At 52.6% G+C, this 21,234-nt stretch carries 15 protein-coding genes; 8 read left to right on the top strand and 7 right to left on the bottom strand.

Going from position 1 to position 21,234, the window contains the following annotated elements; genetic code table 11:
• Positions 1 to 5 precede the first annotated feature (5 nt).
• The gene (locus MRY86_RS14395; RefSeq protein ID WP_293566909.1) at positions 6 to 1,541 is read right to left on the bottom strand and encodes an NAD(P)H-hydrate dehydratase; all 1,536 of its coding nucleotides are present in this window, start codon (positions 1,539 to 1,541) and stop codon (positions 6 to 8) included.
• Between the two features lie 14 nt (positions 1,542 to 1,555).
• On the opposite strand from MRY86_RS14395, the gene MRY86_RS14390 reads away from it, so the two are divergent.
• From MRY86_RS14390 to MRY86_RS14370, 5 genes are all read left to right on the top strand, one after another.
• On the top strand, positions 1,556 to 2,644 hold the full coding sequence (locus MRY86_RS14390) for a CoA transferase (protein WP_293571576.1): 1,089 nt from the start codon (positions 1,556 to 1,558) through the stop codon (positions 2,642 to 2,644).
• 64 nt (positions 2,645 to 2,708) lie between these two features.
• Positions 2,709 to 3,614 carry a mechanosensitive ion channel family protein gene (locus tag MRY86_RS14385; protein WP_293564144.1) on the top strand — a complete coding sequence of 302 codons (906 nt, stop codon included), beginning with the start codon at positions 2,709 to 2,711 and terminating at the stop codon, positions 3,612 to 3,614.
• Between the two features lie 60 nt (positions 3,615 to 3,674).
• Positions 3,675 to 4,190, top strand: coding sequence for a PA2169 family four-helix-bundle protein (locus MRY86_RS14380; protein ID WP_293564143.1), 516 nt, complete (start codon positions 3,675 to 3,677; stop codon positions 4,188 to 4,190).
• Between the two features lie 55 nt (positions 4,191 to 4,245).
• Entirely contained in the window at positions 4,246 to 6,528 is a 2,283-nt protein-coding gene (locus MRY86_RS14375; RefSeq protein WP_293564142.1) for an AAA family ATPase, read from the top strand.
• A gap of 3 nt (positions 6,529 to 6,531) precedes the next feature.
• Positions 6,532 to 7,662 (top strand): DUF819 family protein, encoded by a 1,131-nt coding sequence (locus MRY86_RS14370; RefSeq protein ID WP_293564141.1) that lies wholly within the window; start codon positions 6,532 to 6,534, stop codon positions 7,660 to 7,662.
• A 2-nt stretch (positions 7,663 to 7,664) separates the two neighbouring features.
• Here MRY86_RS14370 and metH read toward each other — a convergent pair whose 3' ends face one another.
• Positions 7,665 to 11,342, bottom strand: coding sequence for a methionine synthase (gene metH, locus MRY86_RS14365; RefSeq protein ID WP_293564140.1), 3,678 nt, complete (start codon positions 11,340 to 11,342; stop codon positions 7,665 to 7,667).
• A gap of 219 nt (positions 11,343 to 11,561) precedes the next feature.
• Between metH and MRY86_RS14360 the strand changes: the two genes are divergently transcribed.
• Complete coding sequence (locus MRY86_RS14360; protein WP_293564139.1) at positions 11,562 to 12,554, top strand: SPOR domain-containing protein; 993 nt, start codon at positions 11,562 to 11,564, stop codon at positions 12,552 to 12,554.
• 48 nt (positions 12,555 to 12,602) lie between these two features.
• Here the strand turns inward: MRY86_RS14360 and MRY86_RS14355 are convergent, their stop codons facing one another.
• The 4 genes from MRY86_RS14355 to MRY86_RS14340 all read right to left on the bottom strand — a co-directional run bounded on the left by MRY86_RS14355 (position 12,603) and on the right by MRY86_RS14340 (position 17,405).
• On the bottom strand, positions 12,603 to 14,093 hold the full coding sequence (locus tag MRY86_RS14355) for an MFS transporter (RefSeq protein WP_293564138.1): 1,491 nt from the start codon (positions 14,091 to 14,093) through the stop codon (positions 12,603 to 12,605).
• 32 nt (positions 14,094 to 14,125) lie between these two features.
• Positions 14,126 to 16,099: a type I pullulanase gene (pulA, locus tag MRY86_RS14350; protein WP_363325375.1), complete on the bottom strand. Its 1,974-nt coding sequence runs from the start codon at positions 16,097 to 16,099 to the stop codon at positions 14,126 to 14,128.
• 122 nt (positions 16,100 to 16,221) lie between these two features.
• Complete coding sequence (locus MRY86_RS14345; protein ID WP_293564136.1) at positions 16,222 to 16,821, bottom strand: hypothetical protein; 600 nt, start codon at positions 16,819 to 16,821, stop codon at positions 16,222 to 16,224.
• Between the two features lie 2 nt (positions 16,822 to 16,823).
• Positions 16,824 to 17,405, bottom strand: coding sequence for an RNA polymerase sigma factor (locus MRY86_RS14340; RefSeq protein ID WP_293564135.1), 582 nt, complete (start codon positions 17,403 to 17,405; stop codon positions 16,824 to 16,826).
• A 164-nt stretch (positions 17,406 to 17,569) separates the two neighbouring features.
• Between MRY86_RS14340 and MRY86_RS14335 the strand changes: the two genes are divergently transcribed.
• Both MRY86_RS14335 and MRY86_RS14330 read left to right on the top strand, forming a co-directional pair.
• Positions 17,570 to 18,142, top strand: a complete 573-nt coding sequence (locus MRY86_RS14335) for a hypothetical protein (RefSeq protein ID WP_293564134.1) — start codon at positions 17,570 to 17,572, stop codon at positions 18,140 to 18,142.
• A 30-nt stretch (positions 18,143 to 18,172) separates the two neighbouring features.
• Complete coding sequence (locus MRY86_RS14330) at positions 18,173 to 19,204, top strand: hypothetical protein (protein ID WP_293564133.1); 1,032 nt, start codon at positions 18,173 to 18,175, stop codon at positions 19,202 to 19,204.
• 159 nt (positions 19,205 to 19,363) lie between these two features.
• Here the strand turns inward: MRY86_RS14330 and MRY86_RS14325 are convergent, their stop codons facing one another.
• Positions 19,364 to 20,929, bottom strand: coding sequence for a M28 family peptidase (locus MRY86_RS14325; protein WP_293564132.1), 1,566 nt, complete (start codon positions 20,927 to 20,929; stop codon positions 19,364 to 19,366).
• Positions 20,930 to 21,234: the final 305 nt, after the last annotated feature.

Below are 21,234 nucleotides of genomic sequence, written 5' to 3'. Positions count from 1 at the left end.
GAACCTTACCGATTTTTAGATAAATCGTTGTTGTTGGCTTTCCGCAGTTGGCGATAGGCCAAGCCTAAGGCATCCGGGAGGTCTCCGGCGATCAGGGACTCCTCGCTTTCCCGCTGCAAGGCACAGTCGCCAGCCAGACCGTGCAAAAAGACGCCCAGCAGGGCCGCCGCTTCCGGTGTGTAGCTTTGAGCCAGCAGTCCGGTGAGTATACCCGCCAAAACATCTCCGGTGCCGCCGGTAGCCATGCCAGCGTTGCCAGTACTGTTGAAGTACGAACGTCCATCGGGGAGGGCGACACAAGTGTGCGCGCCTTTGAGCACAATGATAACGCCGAGCTCCCGGGCTTTTTGGATTTGGAGTTCGTGTCGTTTAAAGTGATTGGGGGTAGGGCCAAACAAGCGCTCGAATTCTTTGGGGTGGGGCGTGAGGATGCTCTGGGCAGGAAGTGCTTTCAGTAGGTCCGGCTGGGCACCGATAATATTAAGGGCATCTGCATCGAGGACGAGTGGCTGGTCAGCCTGGGCAACGAGTTGGGCCAATGCCTTTTGCGTAAGCGTGCCCTGCCCAAGCCCGCAGCCTACGCCTATCGCCTGATAAGGATGGAGTTCCGGGACTTCTGTGAATTGCAGCTCATGTTCATCCAGGCTGACCATGGCTTCCGGCAAGGCTGTTTGGACGATATTATAGCTGATTTTGGGCACGTGCAGCGTCACCAACCCTGCACCCGACCGCAATGCACCCCGCGCAGCCAACAAAGCAGCACCCATTTTGCCATAGCTGCCCATAATGAGCAGGGCATGGCCGTGGGTACCTTTGTGGGAAAATTTGGCTCTTGGGCGCAACAGCTTTTTGGCTATCTCTTCCGTCAGGTAAAAGTTAGGGGTCTCAGCCTGCGCGATGGCTTTGGGATGCAGCCCGATTGACCGGACCGTCCAGGCACCCACCCGCTCTGCATTTTCCGGGAAAAAGAACGCCAGCTTGGGCAGCTCAAAGGAAAAGGTACGGTGTGCTTGAAAGGCAACCCCTTCGGTTGATTGATCAGCATAGACGCCAGACGGAATATCAATGGCTACTCTTTCCACCTTTAGACCATTCAGGTGTTGGAGCAGATCGCCCCAGTACCCTTCCACCGGACGGTTGAGCCCCGAACCAAACAAGGCATCAATAATCAGTGCCCCTTCCGGCAATTCCGGCATTGGGTCCCCTTTGGTAATTGGATAAGCTTCGATAGCGCCATGACCGGGCAGCCGCTTCAGGTTGGCTTCGAAGTCCTCAGATCGGTTGGGGCTGATCTGGCAGGTATGCACCGTCACATCGTAGCCGGAGTGATGGAGCAGCCGTGCCGCCACAAGGCCGTCCCCGGCATTATTGCCAATACCGCAAATGATATTTACTGGCTGTTGTTGGTCCGGATAAGTTTGAATGAGCCATCGGGTAAAGCAGGCCGCCGCCCGCTCCATAAGCTCCAGGGAGGAAATCGGTTCGTGTTTTATGGTATATGCGTCGAGTTTCCGAATTTGAGCAGCAGAACAGATTTTCATAAAATGTATTTCATTTGGAAAAGCAACAGTTTTTCGAAGGGCTCAAAGTAATTGAGCTGGCAAGTGTGCTCGCGGGCCCTGCGGTCGGTATGTTTTTCGCCGAGCTGGGTGCAGAAGTTATCAAGGTCGAAAATGCCCGGACCGGTGGCGATGTCACCCGACACTGGAAGCTGCCCACAGAGCCAGCCGAAGCAGATTACTCCGCCTACTATTGTAGCGTAAATTACAAAAAAAATGTTCGAATGCTCGACCTGTCTGAACTGGAAGACCGGTCAGAAGTGCTACAGCTAATTGCGGGTGCTGATATCGTCGTAAGTAATTTTAAACGGGCCTCCGCTCAAAGGCTGGGCATGGATTATGAGACTTTGGCCCAGCACAATCCCCGGTTGATTTATGCGCAGTTGGATGCTTTTGGAGCAGATGAACCCCTGCCGGCTTTTGATGTGGTATTGCAGGCGGAGGCGGGTTTTTTGTATATGAATGGTGAGCCCGGACGCGACCCGGTCAAAATGCCCGTTGCCCTCATTGATATCCTGGCCGCCCATCAGCTTAAAGAAGCGGTGCTTATGGCACTGCTGCACCGCTACCGTACCGGAGAGGGGAGTTTTGTGTCCACTTCACTCCTCGATGCCGCCATTGCCTCGCTGGCCAATCAGGCTACCAACTGGCTCATGGAGGGGCACATTCCGCAACCTATGGGCATGCAGCACCCGAATATTGCACCCTATGGGGATATCTTCTACGGCAGTGATGGCAAACCTTTGGTCATCGCAGCCGGTACGGAAGGGCAGTTTTTGAAACTCTGCCAATGCCTTGGATGCCCCGAGCTGCCGGAAGATGAGCGCTTTGCCGACAACAAAAGCCGGGTCAGGTACCGCAGCGTGCTTTGCGATCGGCTGCGCCCCGCATTCGGACTAGAAGACCGGTCCACATGGATGGCAAAACTGGGGGAAGCCGGGGTGCCGGTGGGCAGCATACGCAACATGCAGGAAGTGTTTGGACGGGAACGGGCCAACAGTTTGGTCCTGGAAGAATCAATGGCAGATGGGCGTATCAGCCGGCGGGTAGCCACTGCGGCCTTTGAGTGGAAGCCTGCGGGCTGATCTCACAAGGATGAACATCTCGAGGCTGCCCCCGTTCAAAGACTGAACAAACCAAACTTGTACCTTGAACGACTTTAATGCCTCGCTGGAAGCTTTTTGGAACACTTTAGAAGGATGGCTGGAAGGGTTGATCGCTAATTTGCCTAACATCATTTTGGCTGTACTTGTACTGGTCGCCTCCATTTTTTTATCCCGTTTCGTAAAGAAATATGCTGGTAAGGTGGTGTCCAGGTTTTCCCGAAATCAGACCATCAATGGGCTTTTAGCCAACATCATCACCTCCGGTTTTTTAATTGTGATGCTCTTTATCGTCTTGGGGATTCTTGGGCTTGACCGGGCATTAACCTCCCTGCTGGCGGGTGCCGGCGTGGTAGGCCTTGCAGTTGGTTTAGCCGTTCAGGAACCACTTATGAACTTGTTTTCGGGTATCCTGATGTCAACCAAGTCTCTTTACAATGTGGGGGACCTGATTGAAACCAACGGTTACTTTGGCAAGATCAAGAAAGTAAACCTGCGCTCGACCATACTAGAGCAGTTGAGTGGAGAAGAGGTGCTCCTGCCTAATAAAAGCATCATTCAAAACCCTTTAACTAACTATACCGTATCTGGTCGTCGCCGGTTAGCGCTGAGCTGCGGCATTTCCTATGGGGAGGACCTCGAGAAAGTACGCTCGGTGACCGTGAAAGCGGTAGAAGATAACGTAGATTACGACGAGCGTTTCCCAGTAGAATTTTACTACGATGGTTACGGGGATAGTTCCATCAACTTCATTGTACGCTTTTGGCTGGCCGACATCACACAGAAAGGCTTACTGGCTGCACAGAGTGAATCTGTAATTGCCATTAAGAAAGCCTTTGACCAGAATGATATCATGATTCCATTCCCGATCCGGACACTGGATTTCGGTATCAAGGGAGGTGAAAAATTGAATACGATGCTGAAGGCATCCGCTATGAATGGTAAGGAATAACCTTACCGGACCTCTTCAGTGACTCGCTTTCTCCATCACAAAAAAAACAACAATCAAATTATGGCTAACAATCAAGATAAACCCTGGAATAAAAAACGATACGATGCCAATACGCATGCCTCAGGCATAGCTTTGGTTAACAACCTTATGATGCGCAATAAAGATGCGGAAGAACGCTACCGGGAAGCAGCCGCGGTAGCAACTGATGAGAGTCTGGTGCAATACCTGGAAAGCCTCGCTCGCTACCGGAACAGCCTCTATGAGCCGCTTTTTGAGTGGATGAATGCATTGCCACCCACGCCTATGCCCATCAGCAAGCAGTCCCGCTCCTACTTGTACGAGCACTGGGGCGATTTCCGGGAGGCTCTGCTGCTCAACAATAAATCTAAGGTTGTAGAATTCTGCGAGGATAGTGAAAAGAAAATTTCCAGAGCCTACCGCGAAGCCGTTGCCCAAACTGGCGTGCCAAAGGACATCAACGAATTTCTAAACAAACAGCTGCAGCACATCCTTGAAGTGCGCCGAAAAGTAGAACGCATGGAGACCGTACCTATGCTTCACGATAATGACTTTTAACCCCCTATTTCAGGTCTGACAGAAATAATTATCTTAGCCGGGAACAATTCCTGGTATGGAGAAGATCGTATATCCGCTGCTATACTACCCTATCAATGAAGACATCCTGCTTGGACAGCTGGTCGGCACGGATATAGAAGCGGTGGGCAGCAGCCTGACGGGCCTCAAAAAGACTTTGCTGTCTTACCTGCAAAAGCAGTACAAAAAATACGACGATTACCCGCCCTCTGAAATTCAATCGCCCCGTCTGAAAATGGTGGAGCTACAAGTACGCCCTTCCTACAGATCGAGGGGGGGCGTATTTCCATTGCCGGACACACTGAAAATCCGCCTGCCTATTGTCTACGGAGCCGTGGAAGACGGACATTACGAATGTCACATCCCTACTTTTCGCGAAAATTTTTTCTACTACGAGCCCAAACAGTTTGATGCGTTAGTACATCACGCGAGCCTAACCTTGCTCAATCAGGCCACCCCGGAAAAGCTCTACCGCCTGATGCGCTATCCTAAGCCCATCCTGGACCAGGTGGAGCTCCGGGTCAACTACGAAAGAGATTACTTCTGGGGAGGCTGGAGCCACGAGCGGACCTATGAGGTGCTCAACCGTCTGGCAGAACCTTATCCGCCTACGAAGAGTCAGCAGCGGAGCCTCAGCGCACTGCCCGATGCCGCATGGGAACGGGAAGAAGCGGTTACTCAGGCCATGGACAAAATCGTGGGTACCCGGTCCAATGTACTTGTTGTCGGCCGGTCCGGCACCGGAAAAAGCGCGGTGCTCACAGCGGCACTCAAACGCATCAGTAATCAGTCGCGCAAACAACAGCTTGGGTACACCTTCTGGCGCATTATGCCGCAACGCATTACCGCAAGCGCTAAATACCTTGGGGAATGGGAGGAAACGGTAGAAACCCTGGTGGAAGAGCTTAGCATGGCAAATGGCATCATCTGGGTGGAACAGATGGTGCAGTTGCTGCAAACCGGTGGCGAAGGGCCGGAGGACAGCGTAGCTGCATTTCTGATGAACTTCCTGCAACAGGGGAAGCTTCATATGGTAGGAGAAGCCACGCCTCAGGAGCTGGAAAGCATGCGCAGGCTGCTGCCAGGTTTTGCCGAAGCTTTTCAGGTTATTGAAATTGAGGAACTGAGTGAGCAGCAGGTCAGTAAAGTAATGGATGAGCTGGCTAATTATGCCGCGCAAAACCTGAAAGTGGACATTTTGCCAGAGGCCCGGGTGTTAGCTTACCGCCTGCTGTTACGCTATCACCCCTACGCCAGTTTTCCAGGCAAGGCCGTTAATTTCCTGGGGCAATCTCTGAATGAAGCCCGGTCAAGGCAGGAGCGGCAGATTGGAAAAGCCGAAGTCATACGGAATTTCATTCAGCAGACGGGCTTGCCGGAGCTGTTCCTTCGGGATGAGCTGCCACTCGATCTGGAAGCGCTCCGGAGCCATTTTGAAGCCCGGATTATCGGCCAGCCTCAAGCCGTGGACGCGCTGACCCGGGTAGTCAAAATCTTCAAAGCCGGTTTGAATAATCCCCACCGTCCTATTGCCTCCTTCCTGTTTGCCGGACCTACCGGCGTGGGAAAAACAGCAAGCGTTAAAGCTCTTTCTGAGTACTTCTTCGGCAAAGGCCAACGGAAATCACCTCTGATCCGTATTGATATGAGTGAATTCCAGCATCCGGAGCAGCTGGTGCGCTTAATTGGTGCCGGCCGGCAACCCGGTCAATTGGTTAAAGAGGTCCGGGAGCGCCCCTTCTCCGTACTGTTGCTGGATGAGGTGGAAAAAGCGGACCTTTCTATCTTTGATGCGCTGCTCGGGCTGCTCGATGAAGGGGTGCTCGTGGATGCCTACGGCCGGGAGACCAATTTCCGGAATACAATTGTCATCATGACCTCCAACCTCGGCACCAGCAACCGCTCGGTACCTGGCTTTGGGGATAAAAATCCCGACGCGGCAGCATACCGCTCAGCAGTAGAGCGCCACTTCCGTCCGGAATTCGTCAATCGTATCGATGAACTGGTGGTCTTTGAGTCACTGAAAGCCAATGATATTCTCAAAATCACTGAAAAGGAACTGGAAAGCCTTAAAAGCCGGGAAGGATTCCAAAAAACCGGACTGGAGGTGCAGTTTGAAGAGCAACTGGTCCGTCACCTCGCCAGTATTGGTTTTGATGAGCGCTATGGCGCACGGCCGCTGCAGCGGGCTTTGGAAGACCATGTGGTCATGCCGGTGGCCAGATGGATGCTTAAAAATCCTGTAAACAACCCCGGCCGGTTGATCATCGGCTGGTCTGATCGTCAGCAGCTTACCCTAAATTACCAGCCAAAAAAATAACTTATGCCCTGGATTTTGCTACAAGGTGCGATCTTGCTGGGGTTTCCTTTCCTGAGCCGCAGGCTTGTACGCCGTGGGCTGTTACCAGATTGGCTGAGCCCCGTGGTACTGTGCTATGCGGTTGGCATCCTCCTGAAGAATACTGGCCTTTTTCCGCTCAACGAGCCGTTCTCAACTACCGCTACGGAGGTCGGGATTTTGTTTGCTATTCCACTTTTGCTTTATGCCACCGACCTGAAGCGCTGGCTGTCCCATGCAGGCAGCAGTTTGCTGAGCTTTGGGCTTTGTGTGCTGAGTGGTGTTGTGGCGACGGTTGCCGCAGCCTACTGGTTTTTGGATGATCTACCGGATACCTGGCGGCTGGCGGGCATGCTGGCTGGGATTTATACCGGAGGCACTCCAAATATGCAGGCTATTGGACTAGCGCTGAATGCACCACAGGAAACCATTATTCTGGTTAACGCCGCAGACGTGCTGCTGGGAGGGGTGTACCTGTTGCTGCTGACTTCGGTGGTGCCCAAGTGGCTGAAAGCGGTACTGCCTGGTTTTCAGAACGCCATTACAGGAGCAGTTGATGAAACAGAAACAGACCCTTACTATTCGTTCAACTACAAGCATGCCATTCGTGCGATAGGCCTGACGATCCTGGTGATAGGCAGCGCTTTGGGGCTTACCTGGCTGGTGTATGGCCGATTAGATCAACTGGCGTTCCTCATCCTTATGCTGACGAGCCTAAGCCTGGCGGCGTCCTTTATACCCACCGTCAGGAACTTGGAAAACACCTTTGAGACCGGCGAATACTTTCTACTGATTTTTTGCGTGGCTCTGGGCATGCTGGCTGATTTCCAAAGTATCCTGGACAAGGGGCTTGGCATCGTGCAATTCACAGCAGTAGCCCTGATGGGCACCATCTTCTTGCATCTGCTCCTGGCCCGGCTTTTCCACATTGACCGGGATACCTTTCTTTTTACATCCGTAGCTGCCATCTATGGCCCTCCGTTTATCGGTCAGATCGCCAGTATCACCGGCAACCGGCAGCTGATCCTTTCCGGTATCGCTATGGGGTTGCTGGGCTACGCCATTGGCAATTACCTGGGCATCGGGCTGGCTTATCTTTTGCAGTGGCTATTGTAGCCTTACACATCGTAATTCAGCACCGGAGCCAGCCAGCGCTCGGCATCCTCTACGGACATTCCTTTGCGGCTTGCGTAGTCCTCCACCTGATCTTTGCTGATCTGTCCGAGGCCAAAGTACTTCGATTCAGGATGAGCGAAGTAGTAACCACTCACAGAGGCGGCCGGGTACATGGCGTAGGATTCGGTCAGTTGGATACCGATATTTTCCTCCACCTTCAGAAGTTCCCAAATGGTTCCCTTTTCAGTATGCTCCGGACAGGCCGGGTAGCCGGGGGCAGGGCGGATGCCTTTATATTTTTCTTCGATCAGGGCTTCATTATCCAGGTTCTCTGACTGATCATAGCCCCAGAATTCCTTGCGTACCCGCTGATGCAACCTCTCCGCCAGGGCCTCTGCAAGCCGGTCGGCCAGCGCTTTAAGCATGATGGCGTGGTAGTCATCGTGCTCCGCTTCGAAGCGTTTGATGTGGGGTTCGATCCCAAAGCCTGCCGTGACGGCAAAAGCACCGATGTAGTCGGGCCCGTCTTCCGCCTTTCGGATATAGTCTGAGAGGCTAAGATTGGGCTGGCCGGGCGCTTTTTGGCGCTGCTGTCGCAAAAAATGAAGTACGGTTTGCTGCGCTTTCCGGTCCTCATTAGTAAACACAGCTACAGATTCTTCACCCACCGCATTCGCAGGGAACAGCCCAAATACAGCTTTAGCAGTCAGCCACTTTTCGTCGATAATCTGGCGGAGCATGCTGCGGGCATCGTTGTACAGTTTTTGAGCTTCAGTACCGACCACCTCATCTTCCAAAATAGCCGGGAACTTGCCTTTGAGCTGCCAGCTGCTGAAGAATGGCGTCCAGTCGATATACTCAGTTAAATCTTCAAGATTGTAATCTTCGATCACCTGCAAGCCAGGCTGTGCAGGCTTAACGGCAGGTGTGGCGGTCCAATCCAGCTCCAACCGGTGCGCTCTCGCTTTTTTGAGGGTATGGTACTTTTTGTTGGATTTCCGGTTGCCGCGCAGTTCACGTACCCGTTCGTAGTCCTTGCGGATGTCCAGCACGTAGTTGCTGCGCTGACTTTCATTTTCGTTGAGCAAATTGCTCACTACTGATACGCTCCGGGATGCATCAAGCACGTGTACAACGGGGCCGGAGTACTGCGGTTCCACTTTTACGGCGGTGTGGGTTTTGGAAGTCGTCGCCCCGCCAATCAGTAGTGGTACGGTAAAGCCCTGCCGCTCCATCTCTTTGGCCACATGCACCATTTCATCAAGCGAAGGTGTAATCAGGCCGCTCAGACCGATAATGTCTGCGCCGATTTCTTTTGCTTTGGCGAGTATTTTGTCCGCCGGGACCATCACGCCCATGTCGATGATATCATAATTGTTGCAGCCTAGCACTACGCCGACGATATTTTTACCGATATCGTGTACATCGCCTTTGACGGTAGCGAGCAGGACTTTGCCTTTGCTGCTGTCTTCGCCCGCTGCTTTTTGAGCTTCGATATAGGGCGTAAGATAAGCCACGGCTTTCTTCATCACCCGGGCGCTTTTCACCACCTGCGGCAGAAACATCTTGCCTTCCCCAAAGAGGTCGCCCACTACATTCATGCCATCCATCAGCGGGCCTTCGATCACATCAAGAGGTGAAGGCAGTTGCTGCCGGGCTTCCTCGGCATCAGCTTCGATATGGTCTGTAATACCGCGCACGAGGGCATGTTTGATGCGCTCCTGCAAGGGGGCTTCCCGCCATGCGGTATCCTTTTTGAAGGTACGGCCTCCGTCCCCCTTAACGCTTTCAGCAAATTCAGTTAGGCGTTCGGTGGCGTCTTCCCGCCGGTTGAAGAGTACGTCTTCCACCCGTTCCAGCAAATCGCCGGGGATCTCATCATAGACTTCAATCATGCCGGCATTCACAATGCCCATATCCATGCCCGCCTTGATGGCGTGGTAGAGAAATGCGGCATGCATGGCTTCCCGGACAACGTTGTTGCCCCGGAAGGAGAAGCTGATGTTGCTGACACCGCCGCTAACCTTGGCGCCCGGGCATCGCTCCTTAATCTGCCGGGTCGCTTCGATAAAGTTGATGGCGTATTCGTTATGGGCTTCAATGCCTGTGGCTACTGCGAAAATATTTGGGTCGAAGATGATGTCCTGTGGACGGAAGCCTACCTGTTGGGTAAGGATGTTGTAGGCCCGCTCACAGATATCGACCTTACGCTTGATGGTGTCAGCCTGCCCTTCTTCATCAAAAGCCATGACGACCGTAGCCGCACCATAGCGCCGAACAGTTTTCGCCTGTTGAATAAAGGCTTCTTCTCCTTCCTTCAGGGAGATGGAATTGACCACGCACTTGCCCTGAACGCACTTAAGCCCTGCTTCGATGACAGAGAACTTGGAAGAGTCAATCATGATGGGCAGCTTGGCAATATCGGGCTCAGCCATCACCAGGTTGAGAAAGTCCGTCATCGCTTTTTCAGAATCCAGAAGCCCTTCATCCATATTGATGTCAATAATCTGTGCGCCTCCTTCCACCTGATGCTGGGCTACGGAAAGGGCTTCGTCGTAGGCACCTGACTTGATCAGGCGTGCGAATTTGCGGGAGCCGGTGACGTTGGTCCGTTCCCCCACATTGACGAAGTTGGTCTCGGGGCGGATGATGAGTGGCTCCAGCCCGCTAAGCAGGGTGTATTCCGGCGATGGGGAAACCTTACGCGGTTGTAAGCCTTCTACCGCTTCTGCCATCAATTGGATGTGTTCGGGCGTGGTCCCGCAGCACCCCCCAATGATGTTAACGAAGCCACTGTCTGCGAAATCCCGGATGTAGTTCCGCATTTCTTCGGGCTCCTGATCGTACTCTCCGAATTCATTAGGCAAACCAGCATTGGGATAAGCACTAATGTAGCAGTCTGCGATATCGGAAAGCGCCTCGATATGGGGGCGCATTTCCTGTGCACCCAGCGCACAGTTGAGCCCCACGCTGAGCAGTGGCATATGGCTGACGGAAATCCAGAACGCTTCAGCAGTTTGACCGGACAGGGTACGCCCGCTGGCATCAGTAATCGTGCCCGATACCATGATGGGCAGTTCCTTGCCCTGTTCCTCATGTAACAGGTCAATGGCAAAAAGCGCAGCTTTGGCATTGAGGGTGTCGAAGACGGTCTCAATCAGGAAGAGGTCGGCACCACCATCCATCAGGCCTTTGGCCTGTTCGTAGTAGTTGTCGCGCAGTTCGTCAAAGGTGACCGCCCGGTAGCCCGGGTCATTGACATCCGGCGACAGGGAGGCGGTCCGGTTGGTAGGGCCCATTGCACCAGCAACAAAGCGGGGGCGGTCTGGATTTTTGGCTGTGAATTCATCGGCCGCTCTTCGGGCAGCCTGCGCCGCCTTGAGGTTGATCTCGTAGGCGTATTCCTCCATGCCATAGTCAGCCTGTGCGATACGGGTGCCGCTGAAGGTGTTGGTTTCAATGATATCCGCCCCGGCTTCCAGGTAGGCTTTGTGGATAGCCTCCACGATTTGGGGCTGCGTGATGGATAGAATATCGTTGTTGCCCTGAATATCCTGAGGCCAGTCTGCAAACTCCTCACCACGGTAGTCCGCTTCACCGAGTTGGTATTGCTGAATCATAGTGCCCATGGCACCATCAATGACTAAAATTCTTTGCTTAAGTATATCGCGAATCGACATGGGTGCGTTGTGTTTTGATAGATTGGTCACAAAGAAGGATAACAAATACCCCAATTTGTGGTTGCCAAAGTTAGTATATATTGGAATTTGCCCAAAATTGATTAGTTTAGACATTGGGCATATTCAGGGCTGTCAGATTGGCACGATAAGGCCTTTAAGATGTACCTTTGCAGGTGCGCGTCAGACTCGGCCGCACGGCTACAGCAAAAAGCAGCAGATATGGAAATGGATATAGGCAATTATATCAGTTCACTTCTTTACAAAAATAAGACAGTAGCCCTGCCTGGGCTGGGGAGTTTCGAAGCGGCCTATCAGCCTGCTGTAATCGATCAGGTACAGGGCGAGCTGCATCCTCCGGGCAAGACCGTTGCCTTCAATGCCAACCTGGTAAGCGATGACGGCTTGCTGTCGGGCATGCTTCAGGAGCAGTACGGCTTGTCGCCAAAGGATGCCACTCAAACGCTGGAGGGTTACGTCAATGAAGTGAAAGAAGCCATCGGGCGCAGAGAAATCGTTGTTTTCCCTAAAGTGGGGCGTTTGTATCAGGATTATGAGAATAACCTGCAGTTCCTGCCGGATGGCAATAATTACGACGTGGATTCCTACGGCCTGCCTACGGTCAGCTTTTACCCCGTTGCCCGTTCCGCCCGACCGCAGCCGGTGAAAGAACGCCCGAAAAAATCCACTGTTAATGCCGGTCCTCCAAATGCAGCCCAGGCTACCAATAATGGCTTGATAGCGGCTATTGCGGCAGCAACTGTGGTGGTAAGCGTAGCGGTATATTTTCTGATTTTTGGAGCGGGGCAGGGACAGGAGCAGGCCATGCAGACGGTTCCTACTTCCCGCGTGAATGTGCGCCCGGGCGATGACACGGCTGCTAAGGCTATTCCGGAAGAGGAGGCTCCTGCAGAAACGGAAGCACAGGCAGAATCACCTGCTGATGATGCTGAAGGGGCTGATACTGAACGCCCGACGCCAGTGCCCGGACAGCAGTCATATGTCATCATCGTTGGGGTCTTTGGCAATCCCGATAACGTAAAGCAGCTCATAGACGATATCTACGATGCCGGGTACGAACCTTACACGGAGAAGGCGGGCAAGCTGACCAAAGTGGGCGTGCAGCGGACTTACCGATCCGAAGCTGAGATTGAAGCCGCAATTAAAGATGTGCGTAAGCGGTTTACGGAAGATGCCAAGCTTTATCGCTGGTAGATAAAAAACTGGATGCCAGCCTTTAATAGGCCACTGGCATCCAATTTTTTAATGCCCTGCCGGCGCAACAACTGCCGCGTCTCCGGTCTGTTCCTCTTTGACCATAAGCCAGGCCAGGGCAGAAATGCCAAGCGTCACGCCGCATACCACAAAGGTGATACTCTTGTTTTCGGCATTGCCAATCAGCTGGCCCACGCCCAGACTGGCGACTAGCTGCGGCAGAACCACCGACAGGTTGAACAGCCCCATGTAAAGCCCCATTTTAGCCTGGTCCACTTTTTGCGACATGATAGCAAAGGGCAGGCTCACGGTAGCTGCCCAGCCAACGCCCGCCACGCCCATCAGCACATAAATCAGGGTTGGGCTGATACCCGGCACCAAAAAGCTGAAGTACCCAACCGCCATCACAGCAATACAGGCAAAGTGTACTTTAACGCGCCCAAATTTGTCGGCCATGGGCTCCAGAACAGTTGCAGGCAGGATGGCAGCAACCGCATTAAGGACCAGGAAAGCAATTGAGACCACCCGACCCATTTCGATTTTAATATCTTCAGGAATCACATCGCCCGCTCTGAAGCCGTACACATCGTGCTGCACGTAGGAAAACATGTAGACAAACATGGTTTGCACCCCAATCCAGGTGAAGGAATGAGCTGCCAGTACTTTCTGAAAACCAATCAGCCCCGCCTCTGATTTACGCTTCCCGGTTTCACTCTTGAGCAGGGCTTGTATCATCACCACCGCAGTAAGCGCCAGGCAGAAGCCCTCCACAAAACCTGGCTCCCGGTCAATATCCATTATCCGTAAAGTCATGGCATAAATGGCATAGACCAGAAATCCCCAAAGGGGCCGTATGGCATTCAGCGTTTCCGAAAGGGAAAAGCCTGGTTTCTTTTCGTTTTCCTCTTCCGCTCCGGAACTCTTAAGTACCCGGGGCTCTTCTATAAAAAAGACGGGCAGTACCGAAAGGATGAGCACCAGGCCAGCTCCGAAATAGATGAGTACGAAGTTGTTCCAAATGGCACCTACGGCATAAGCCAGTACGCCGAATGTACCCGAAATGGTCTGCATCCAGGTGTAGCCTTTGGTGCGTTCTTTGCCCTCGGGGGTAACATCTGCAATGATGGAGCGTGTAGGATTAAAGCTCACATTGATGGCCAGATCAAGGGTTAGCGCTACAATAATAGCAATGCCCAGTATGGACTCCATCCCCATTGCATCTGAAATGACCCCGATATTAGGCAACGCCAGAAGCATAAGTGCCGCCAGTACACCGCCAATGAGAATAAACGGGCGCCGCCGCCCATTCAAAAACCACACATTATCACTGATTACACCGATGAGGACCTGTCCGATAATGCCCGCTATGGGGCCGGCAGCCCAAACCAGTCCAATGTCCTCTATTTCCAGGTGGTACTGAGTGCTGAGAATCCAGCTTAGGGCCGAAATCTGTACCGAAAGGGCAAAGCCCATCGCGGTGGCGGGGAGGCTGAGGTTGACATAGAAGAAGTTCGTCAACCGCTTTTGCATGTCCAGCATAGTTCGCTAGTTTTTTGTTTGTTATCAGAAGGTTACTGGTAAAGCACCATGGCGGTTCTGCCCGGGATCTGCAGCACACCTCCTTCAATGGTGCCGAGCCCTTCCGGGCTTACCTGTCCGCCATCCACGGCAATAGTCCAGGCTCCTTCCGGGATGTTGACACTCTGATAGTCTTCATTGCCGTTGAGGACGACAACAATATTGGACCAGTCGTCTCCATTAGCTCCGTCGGCAATCTGATAGGCGATCAGATTACTGCTTTCGCCTGTATCCAGAAAGGCCAAATGCTTCTTCACTTCAGCCGTGGTCCGCATCCGGAATGCCGGGTGGGCTTTACGCAGCGCTATGAGCCCTTTAACGTAGTCGTTGACGCCAGCGTACTGTGCTTTGCGCGGCCAATCCATCTGATTAATGCTGTCTGCAGATTCGAAGGAGTTTTCCACGCCATCCTTGGTGCGCAGAAATTCTGTGCCCGCGTGCAGAAAAGCTGTCCCCTGAGAAGTCAGTACCGTAGCGAGGGCAAGCTTGTGCATTTTGATGCGTTCTTCCTCGCTGGCATCAGGGCAGGACAATGCCAGCCGGTCCCAGAGGGTGTGGTTGTCGTGACAGGAGACATAAGTCATCGTCTGTGTGGGGTGAGCCGCCCAGGGGTTGTCCGAATAGGCCACTTTTTGATAATCCACCTGTGGGTGTGCCGTGGAGGCTACGATACCGAACTTGACGTCTTCTTCCCGTCCGGGCTTACCGCTGACAAAACCTTTTTCTTCATGTTCAAAAACGCTACCCTTTAGCCCGTCCCGGATATCATCGCTGAAAGCGGCTACATCCGGCATCTGAGCGACTTTAGCTTTTAAGGCCCGGCGGGATAACGGCAGGGGGCTGTCCCCGGCCGTCCAGCCTTCGCCGTAAACGATGATGCTGGGGTCGATATCGGCAAGGGCTTCCGTGACCTCGTTCATGGTTTCAATATCATGAATGGCCATAAGGTCGAACCGAAAACCGTCCATATGGTACTCTTCTGTCCAGTATTTTACACTTTCCACGATGAACTTCCGGACCATAGCCCGCTCGGAGGCAGTTTCGTTGCCGCAGCCGGAGGCATTGGAAAAGCTGCCATCTTCATTGTGGCGGTAGTAATAGCCGGGCACAAGTTCGTTGAACAGGGAATTCTCCGTGAAGCCGGTGTGGTTGTAGACAACATCCAGCACCACCCTTATGCCTTTATTATGGAGGGCTTGCACCATGGTTTTGAACTCCCGGATACGGGAAGCCCCATCGGCAGGGTCCATGGAATAGCTGCCTTCCGGCACGTTATAGTTTTGAGGGTCATAACCCCAGTTATAGCGTCGTTCTCCTTCCGGCTTGCTTTCATCAATAGATCGGAAGTCGAAAGCAGGGAGAATATGGACATGGGTAACCCCAAGATCAGCGATATGGTCCAGGCCGGTGGGCGTACCATCCGGCGTGGTGGCCCCAGTCTCCGCCAGCCCGAGAAACTTCCCTTTGTGGGTAATGCCGGACTCAGGGTGGATGGATACATCACGGATGTGCAGTTCGTAAACTACGGCATCGGTGATAGCATCAAAGGGCGGTCGTTTGTCTTGGCTCCAGCCTTCTGGGTTGGTGGCATTGAGGTCGATCACCTGCCCGCGTATGCCATTAGTGCCTACGGCTTTGGTATAAGGGCCGGGCACCGGCTCCCGCCAGTTGTCCTTTACCTTGACCTGGTAAGCGTAGAAGGTACCCAGGAGGTCCTCTTTGAATGAGGCCGTCCAGGTGCCTTGTTCTGCAGGCTCCATTTCGGTGGTACGGATGGGTTCTCCGCCCAGCGGCTGACTGTAAAAATGGAGGCGTACGGCCTGAGCAGCGGGCGACCACAATCGGAAGCCGGACGACTCAGGCGTGTAAGTCAGCCCAAGGTCATTACCGGTATAAACCGGGTAATCATCATAAGAATCGTACTGTGGGGGCTGATAGCCCTCGGATTGGCAGGAGGCCACGATCATACTGGTTGCAATTAGGATCAAAAATGAACGGAGCATGGATTCAGTTTTGTCCTAAAAATAGATAAACTTGGCTGATCAGGGCATAAGAAAATTAAGTCTTTAAGAAAATTCCTGGCCGGGCATTAATGCACCATCAGCAATAGGGGCCCATTCTCTACGGTGCCCAGTGCTGACCGCCTGGCCCAACCGGGCGTATCAGAAACAGGCTGGGGCAGCATTTTTTCGCTGGGTAACTGAGCAGTAGCGGTAGCAGCAACATCGGCTTCTCCTTCTTTAGGCGCTTTTAGCTGATCATCGGCTGTAAATACCGCCAGAGCGGTATCGGCTACGATCTGCGTTACTTTTTTGAACCATATGGAATCATGGGCTTCCCATGCCATAGCTGGTGTTTGAGCGTAAACCGGGCCAAAGCGGACGAACTGCCCCATGAGGACCATACAGGCGGCAATGGCTGCGGCTTGCCAAAAGGGCATGGTGATGGTATGCAGCGGGATGTTGCGGCGCTGATGCTTTTGCCGGAAGGCCTTCATCAGATTAGCTTTAAGGGATGGCGGCGGAGTAGGCGCCTCTCCCAGTGACTTGCCGGAAAGAACGACCTGACGGAGCTGTTCGTACTCCTGTTGCCCGCAGGATTGGGCAACCTGATCGCGCTCGGCTTTGGTCAGTTCCTCATAATTTTTTGCAGCCAGTAAGGCTTCGATATTGTTGGTCAATGGCTCCATAACTATGCGTTTGGGCCCAGCACGCAGCTGAGCAGTTCGTTCAATTTTTTAAGACTGTAGTGCAGGCGTGACTTGACGGTGCCAGGCGGGCAGTCCACAATTTCACTGATTTCCTGCACCGTTAAACCTTCCTGGTAGCGCAGCAAAAAGCACTCCCGATGGTGGGGGCGCAGGGACTGCACTGCTTTCTCAATATAGGTTTTGCGCACCTCCGCGTCAAGATCTGGCAGTACTGCCGTGGAAACTGGCGTATGATTGGCATCGTGCAGGGAGGCTTGCAGTGGCTGTTTAGCTTTTCTGCGGTACTCATTCTTAACCAGGTTGCCAGCCACGGCATAGAACCAGGTGGAAAACCGGCGCCCGGTGTCGAAAGCCTCCGGCTGTTCAATAATTTTGAGAAAAAGCTCCTGTGTGAAATCGTGTGCCATTTCTGCCGATTGCCCCAGCATGCGGTAAAAGTACCGGTACATGCGCTGACTGTAGCGGTCGTACAGGGCGTTGAAGGCAGACTCCTGCCCCTGCTGTATCCGTTGCATCAGCTGTTCATCGGTGGGTATAGCCTTAGATTGCTTCTGATCGGGCATTTCGTGCCTGTGTTTGGTAGGGAATACACGCCTTTTGTACAGGCGTTCAAAAAAATCGGAAAAAAATTGTTATATCGAACTTCCATCCGGGATCATCGAAAATATACTGTGGTTTTCCGGCAATTTCTTTTAATTTGTAGCAACAGTAAAAAACTTTCGACTAAATGCAAAAAGACCTGAAATCGCTTTTTGGCGATCACCATGGGCTGGATGAAAGAAGTGTAAGCGCTCTGACCCGCGCTTTGGCTAATGAAAACCTCCCAGGCTTCGATTATATTGAGTTCAAACAGGCACTAGCCCGGCTACGCGAAATGGACATGGATGAGCCGACGGCTTTCCGTTCCGCCTACGCAACGGCCTCCACCATGGGGCTGACCAAGGAAAAACTCCTGAAAACGGCCCTGCATTATAAAAAGGTGCTGGACAATGAAAACGAGCACTTTGAGGAGTCGCTTAAACGGCAAATGGAGCAGCGCGTCAAAGCCAAGATGCAGGAGGTGGAGAAGATGAAGAAGCAGGTGGCGGAGTTTCAGGGCAAAATTGAAGAGCTGGAAAACAAAATCAAGAGCCTGGAAGCTAAAATCAAACAGGGGGAGCAGACCATTGCCTCTGCAGATGAGGACATTCAGGCTGCCAAAGACAAATTGCTTTCTACCAAAGATGCTTTCCAGCATGCCCTTCAGAGTATTTCCAATGAGATACAGAAGGACATTGAAAGCATGGAGTCGTACCTTTAATTTTTTTGACAAAACCATACCGATATAACTATGGCAACATCATCGCCAAATTTTGATCAATCTGAATTCAAGCAGAAGTCCTTCTGGAAGCGTCCGGAAGGCGTAACCGGTGCGATTTTCCTGGGTGCCCTGATCCTGGGTGGCGGTTACTTGCTGGCCGTCAATATGGCTGCTATTCTGGCACTGGTCCAAAATACGCTTTACCTGGCTATCCTGCTGGCCGTGCTGGCAGCGGTCGTCTACATGGTCCTGGACCCCCGCATGCGCAACCTCATCTGGTACATGTACAAGAGCGTGATGCGCAAGGTCACTGGGGTTTTTGTACAGGTCGACCCCATTGGTATTTTGAAGAGCTACGTGGAGGATCTATCCAACAACCTGGTCAAAATGCGGAAGCAAATCGGCATACTCCGTGGCCAAATGCGTAAACTGCAAACCCTGGTGGAGGAGAATACCCGCACCATCGAGGAGCAGATGAAAATGGCAAGTGCTGCAAAGGAGAAAGGCATGGACAGTCAGGTCGTCCTGGCGACCCGAAAAGCAGCCCGTTTGAGGGACAGCAATGAAAAGTATACGTCCCTACTCAACCGTATGGATGTGATGTACCGCATCCTGAAAAAAATGCACCAGAATTCTGAGATTTTGCTGGAGGATACCAAAGATCAGGTGCAGCTTAAAGAGCAGGAGCGCAAAGCCATCCGTACTTCCCACTCGGCTATGAAGTCTGCCATGAGCGTCATGTCGGGCGATCCGGACAAGCGGGCGATGTTTGATGCGGCCATGGAGGCTATCACCGACGATGTGGCCAATAAGGTGGGCGAAATGGAGCGTTTCATGGAAATGTCCTCCAACGTAATGAACTCCATCGACCTGCAGCAGGGTATCTTCGAAGATGAAGGGCTGAAAATGCTCGAACAATGGGAAAAGGAAAGTACCCTTATGCTGATGGATGGCGATTCTTCCAGCTCTGATACGCTAAACCTTGATTTGCCTGTGGCGGAGCCGGAGCAGCAGAAGCGGAGCGGCAGCAGCAAGGAGGGATATGATACCTTTTTTGATTAGTTTGGATTAGGCGGGGCTTCTCATCGGCTGCCGTAGCTATCAACTCAGCGAAGGTATGCCCAGAACCGCCTGATTTGTACCGTTTAAAGTTAGGGCATGCTGGCCCGCTTTCGCTTAGCTGTAGCGGACAGGGCAAAGCCTACCCTAACTGTTTTTCACTTACCGAACCACCACCCGCTGCGCACTAAAGTGATGCCCGTCACTGAGCTGCAGCCAGTAAACGCCCGTGGGAAAATTGCCTACAGGTATACGGAGGCTGCCCATAGTGGAGTCATGCTGCCCACTCCATACTGGTTGCCCTTTCACATTATACAAGCGCAGTTCAAGCTGCATGGGCTGGCAATCACCAAAGCGGATGGTGAATTCTTCCTGTGCCGGATTGGGCGAAAGGAAGTAACTGCACGGGAGTTCATGCAGGTGCTCTGCATCCGTAATTATAACATTACTGGCAATGGCTTCACCACTATGCATGGGTTCTGCCATCACAGCAGCGGTAGCAATGACGGCTTTTACTGCATCCGCCATAAAAGCGAAGTTAAGGGTGCCAATCGTATCTGAAGGCTCATGGTAATGCGGGTTGCGGAAATCTGCACCATCGGTAAGCATTAGTGCAGGGATGTTGGCTTCCCAGAAAGAACCATGATCACTGCGCAGCAGGTCAGGCACAAGCAGTGGATTAACAACACTCAGCCCAATCACCCGTAGCTCCGGTACATAAGTTGCTGCTGCTGTGTTGAAGGCATTATACAAGGCATTCCCAAAACCTGGCCCCACATTGATTAGAAAATTGCCCCGGTTGGCATCAGACTGTACTTCGGCTGCCGCTTCCGGAAAGACCAGCTCAAAACCAGGCGGAAAATCCTGGCTGTCAGGTACATCGCTGTAGTAGCCGATCATTTCCATATTGAGTACGCCTTCGATGGCTTCGTTCCCGGACAGGTGCTCCACATAATACATACTGCCGTCCAGCCCGGTTTCCTCAAAGTCAAAGCCAATGAACCGAAGGCTTTTCCGAAAATGATAATGCGAAAGGATGCGGGCAGCTTCGAGTACGCCCACTGTGGCCGTCCCATTATCGTCAGCTCCAGGAGAGTCGCTGACGGTATCATAATGCCCGTCGATGATGATCACGTTGCTGCTCTGCGTTTGCCCCCAATGATCGCCTATGATATTCTGCCCGGTAGTACCAAGATTGGGGAAGTTTTGCTGGAAGGTCTCCAATCCGTACTCCAGAAAAGCCTGCTCCAGGGTATCGCGGCAGCGGTTCAGATTATCTGAATTCGTAATGTAGTGCCGGATGCCAGCAATATGCTCCATGCGGGTTCGCAAAAATTGGCTGTCTACCTGCGCGACCAGGTCTTGAATAGGGATGTCATAGCCATCATCGGCAATGATTTTAAAGTCATACGTATCGCTGTTGCCGATTTCACCTGCGTAGTTCCAGGTCATCTGCAAGCCCTCACCCGGAGCAACCGGAAAACCAATAGCACCGGACACATTCTCTGCATGGATACTGAAGTTAGAGCTACCTGCCGGAGCAGCGCGCAGGAAGACTTCGAGCTCGGTGTCTTCAGCGTCTGCCAAATCGTACGTAATGGTCAAAGTCTGTGTTTCCTGGTTGAGGTCTACGGACTGTATCGTAAGCTGAGGAGGCTGGTTTTGAGCGCCAATGCAGATACTGCCTAAGCTCAGTGCCAGAACGAGAAAGTACTTTCCTGTTATCATATTCGGGGTTAGATTGATAAAAAGATGAAAATACGGTATTTGTCCTCCACTCACAAGCGCGGGATTGATTGTGATGGGATTATTGGATTGGGTCGTCACTGATTTGTTTGGAGGGCAGGTACACGGATTGGACGGATTACACAGATTTGCACGGATTCCCGGGATGGCCCTCCAGCGGGGCGGGTCTCGTTGGCAGGTCAATGTTATCAGCCAGTCAACCTAAGAAAATAGTGCAGTGGCAGGAAGAAAAAAAGAGAGCCCCATGCAGAAGCTCCCTTAAATTTCTTTGAGCCTTATTCAAAGCG

This window comes from Phaeodactylibacter sp. (assembly GCF_022763345.1).
Lineage (GTDB): Bacteria > Bacteroidota > Bacteroidia > Chitinophagales > Saprospiraceae > Phaeodactylibacter.
Note: the sequence above shows the minus strand (reverse complement) of the source record. Positions and strands in the feature narration are given on the sequence as shown.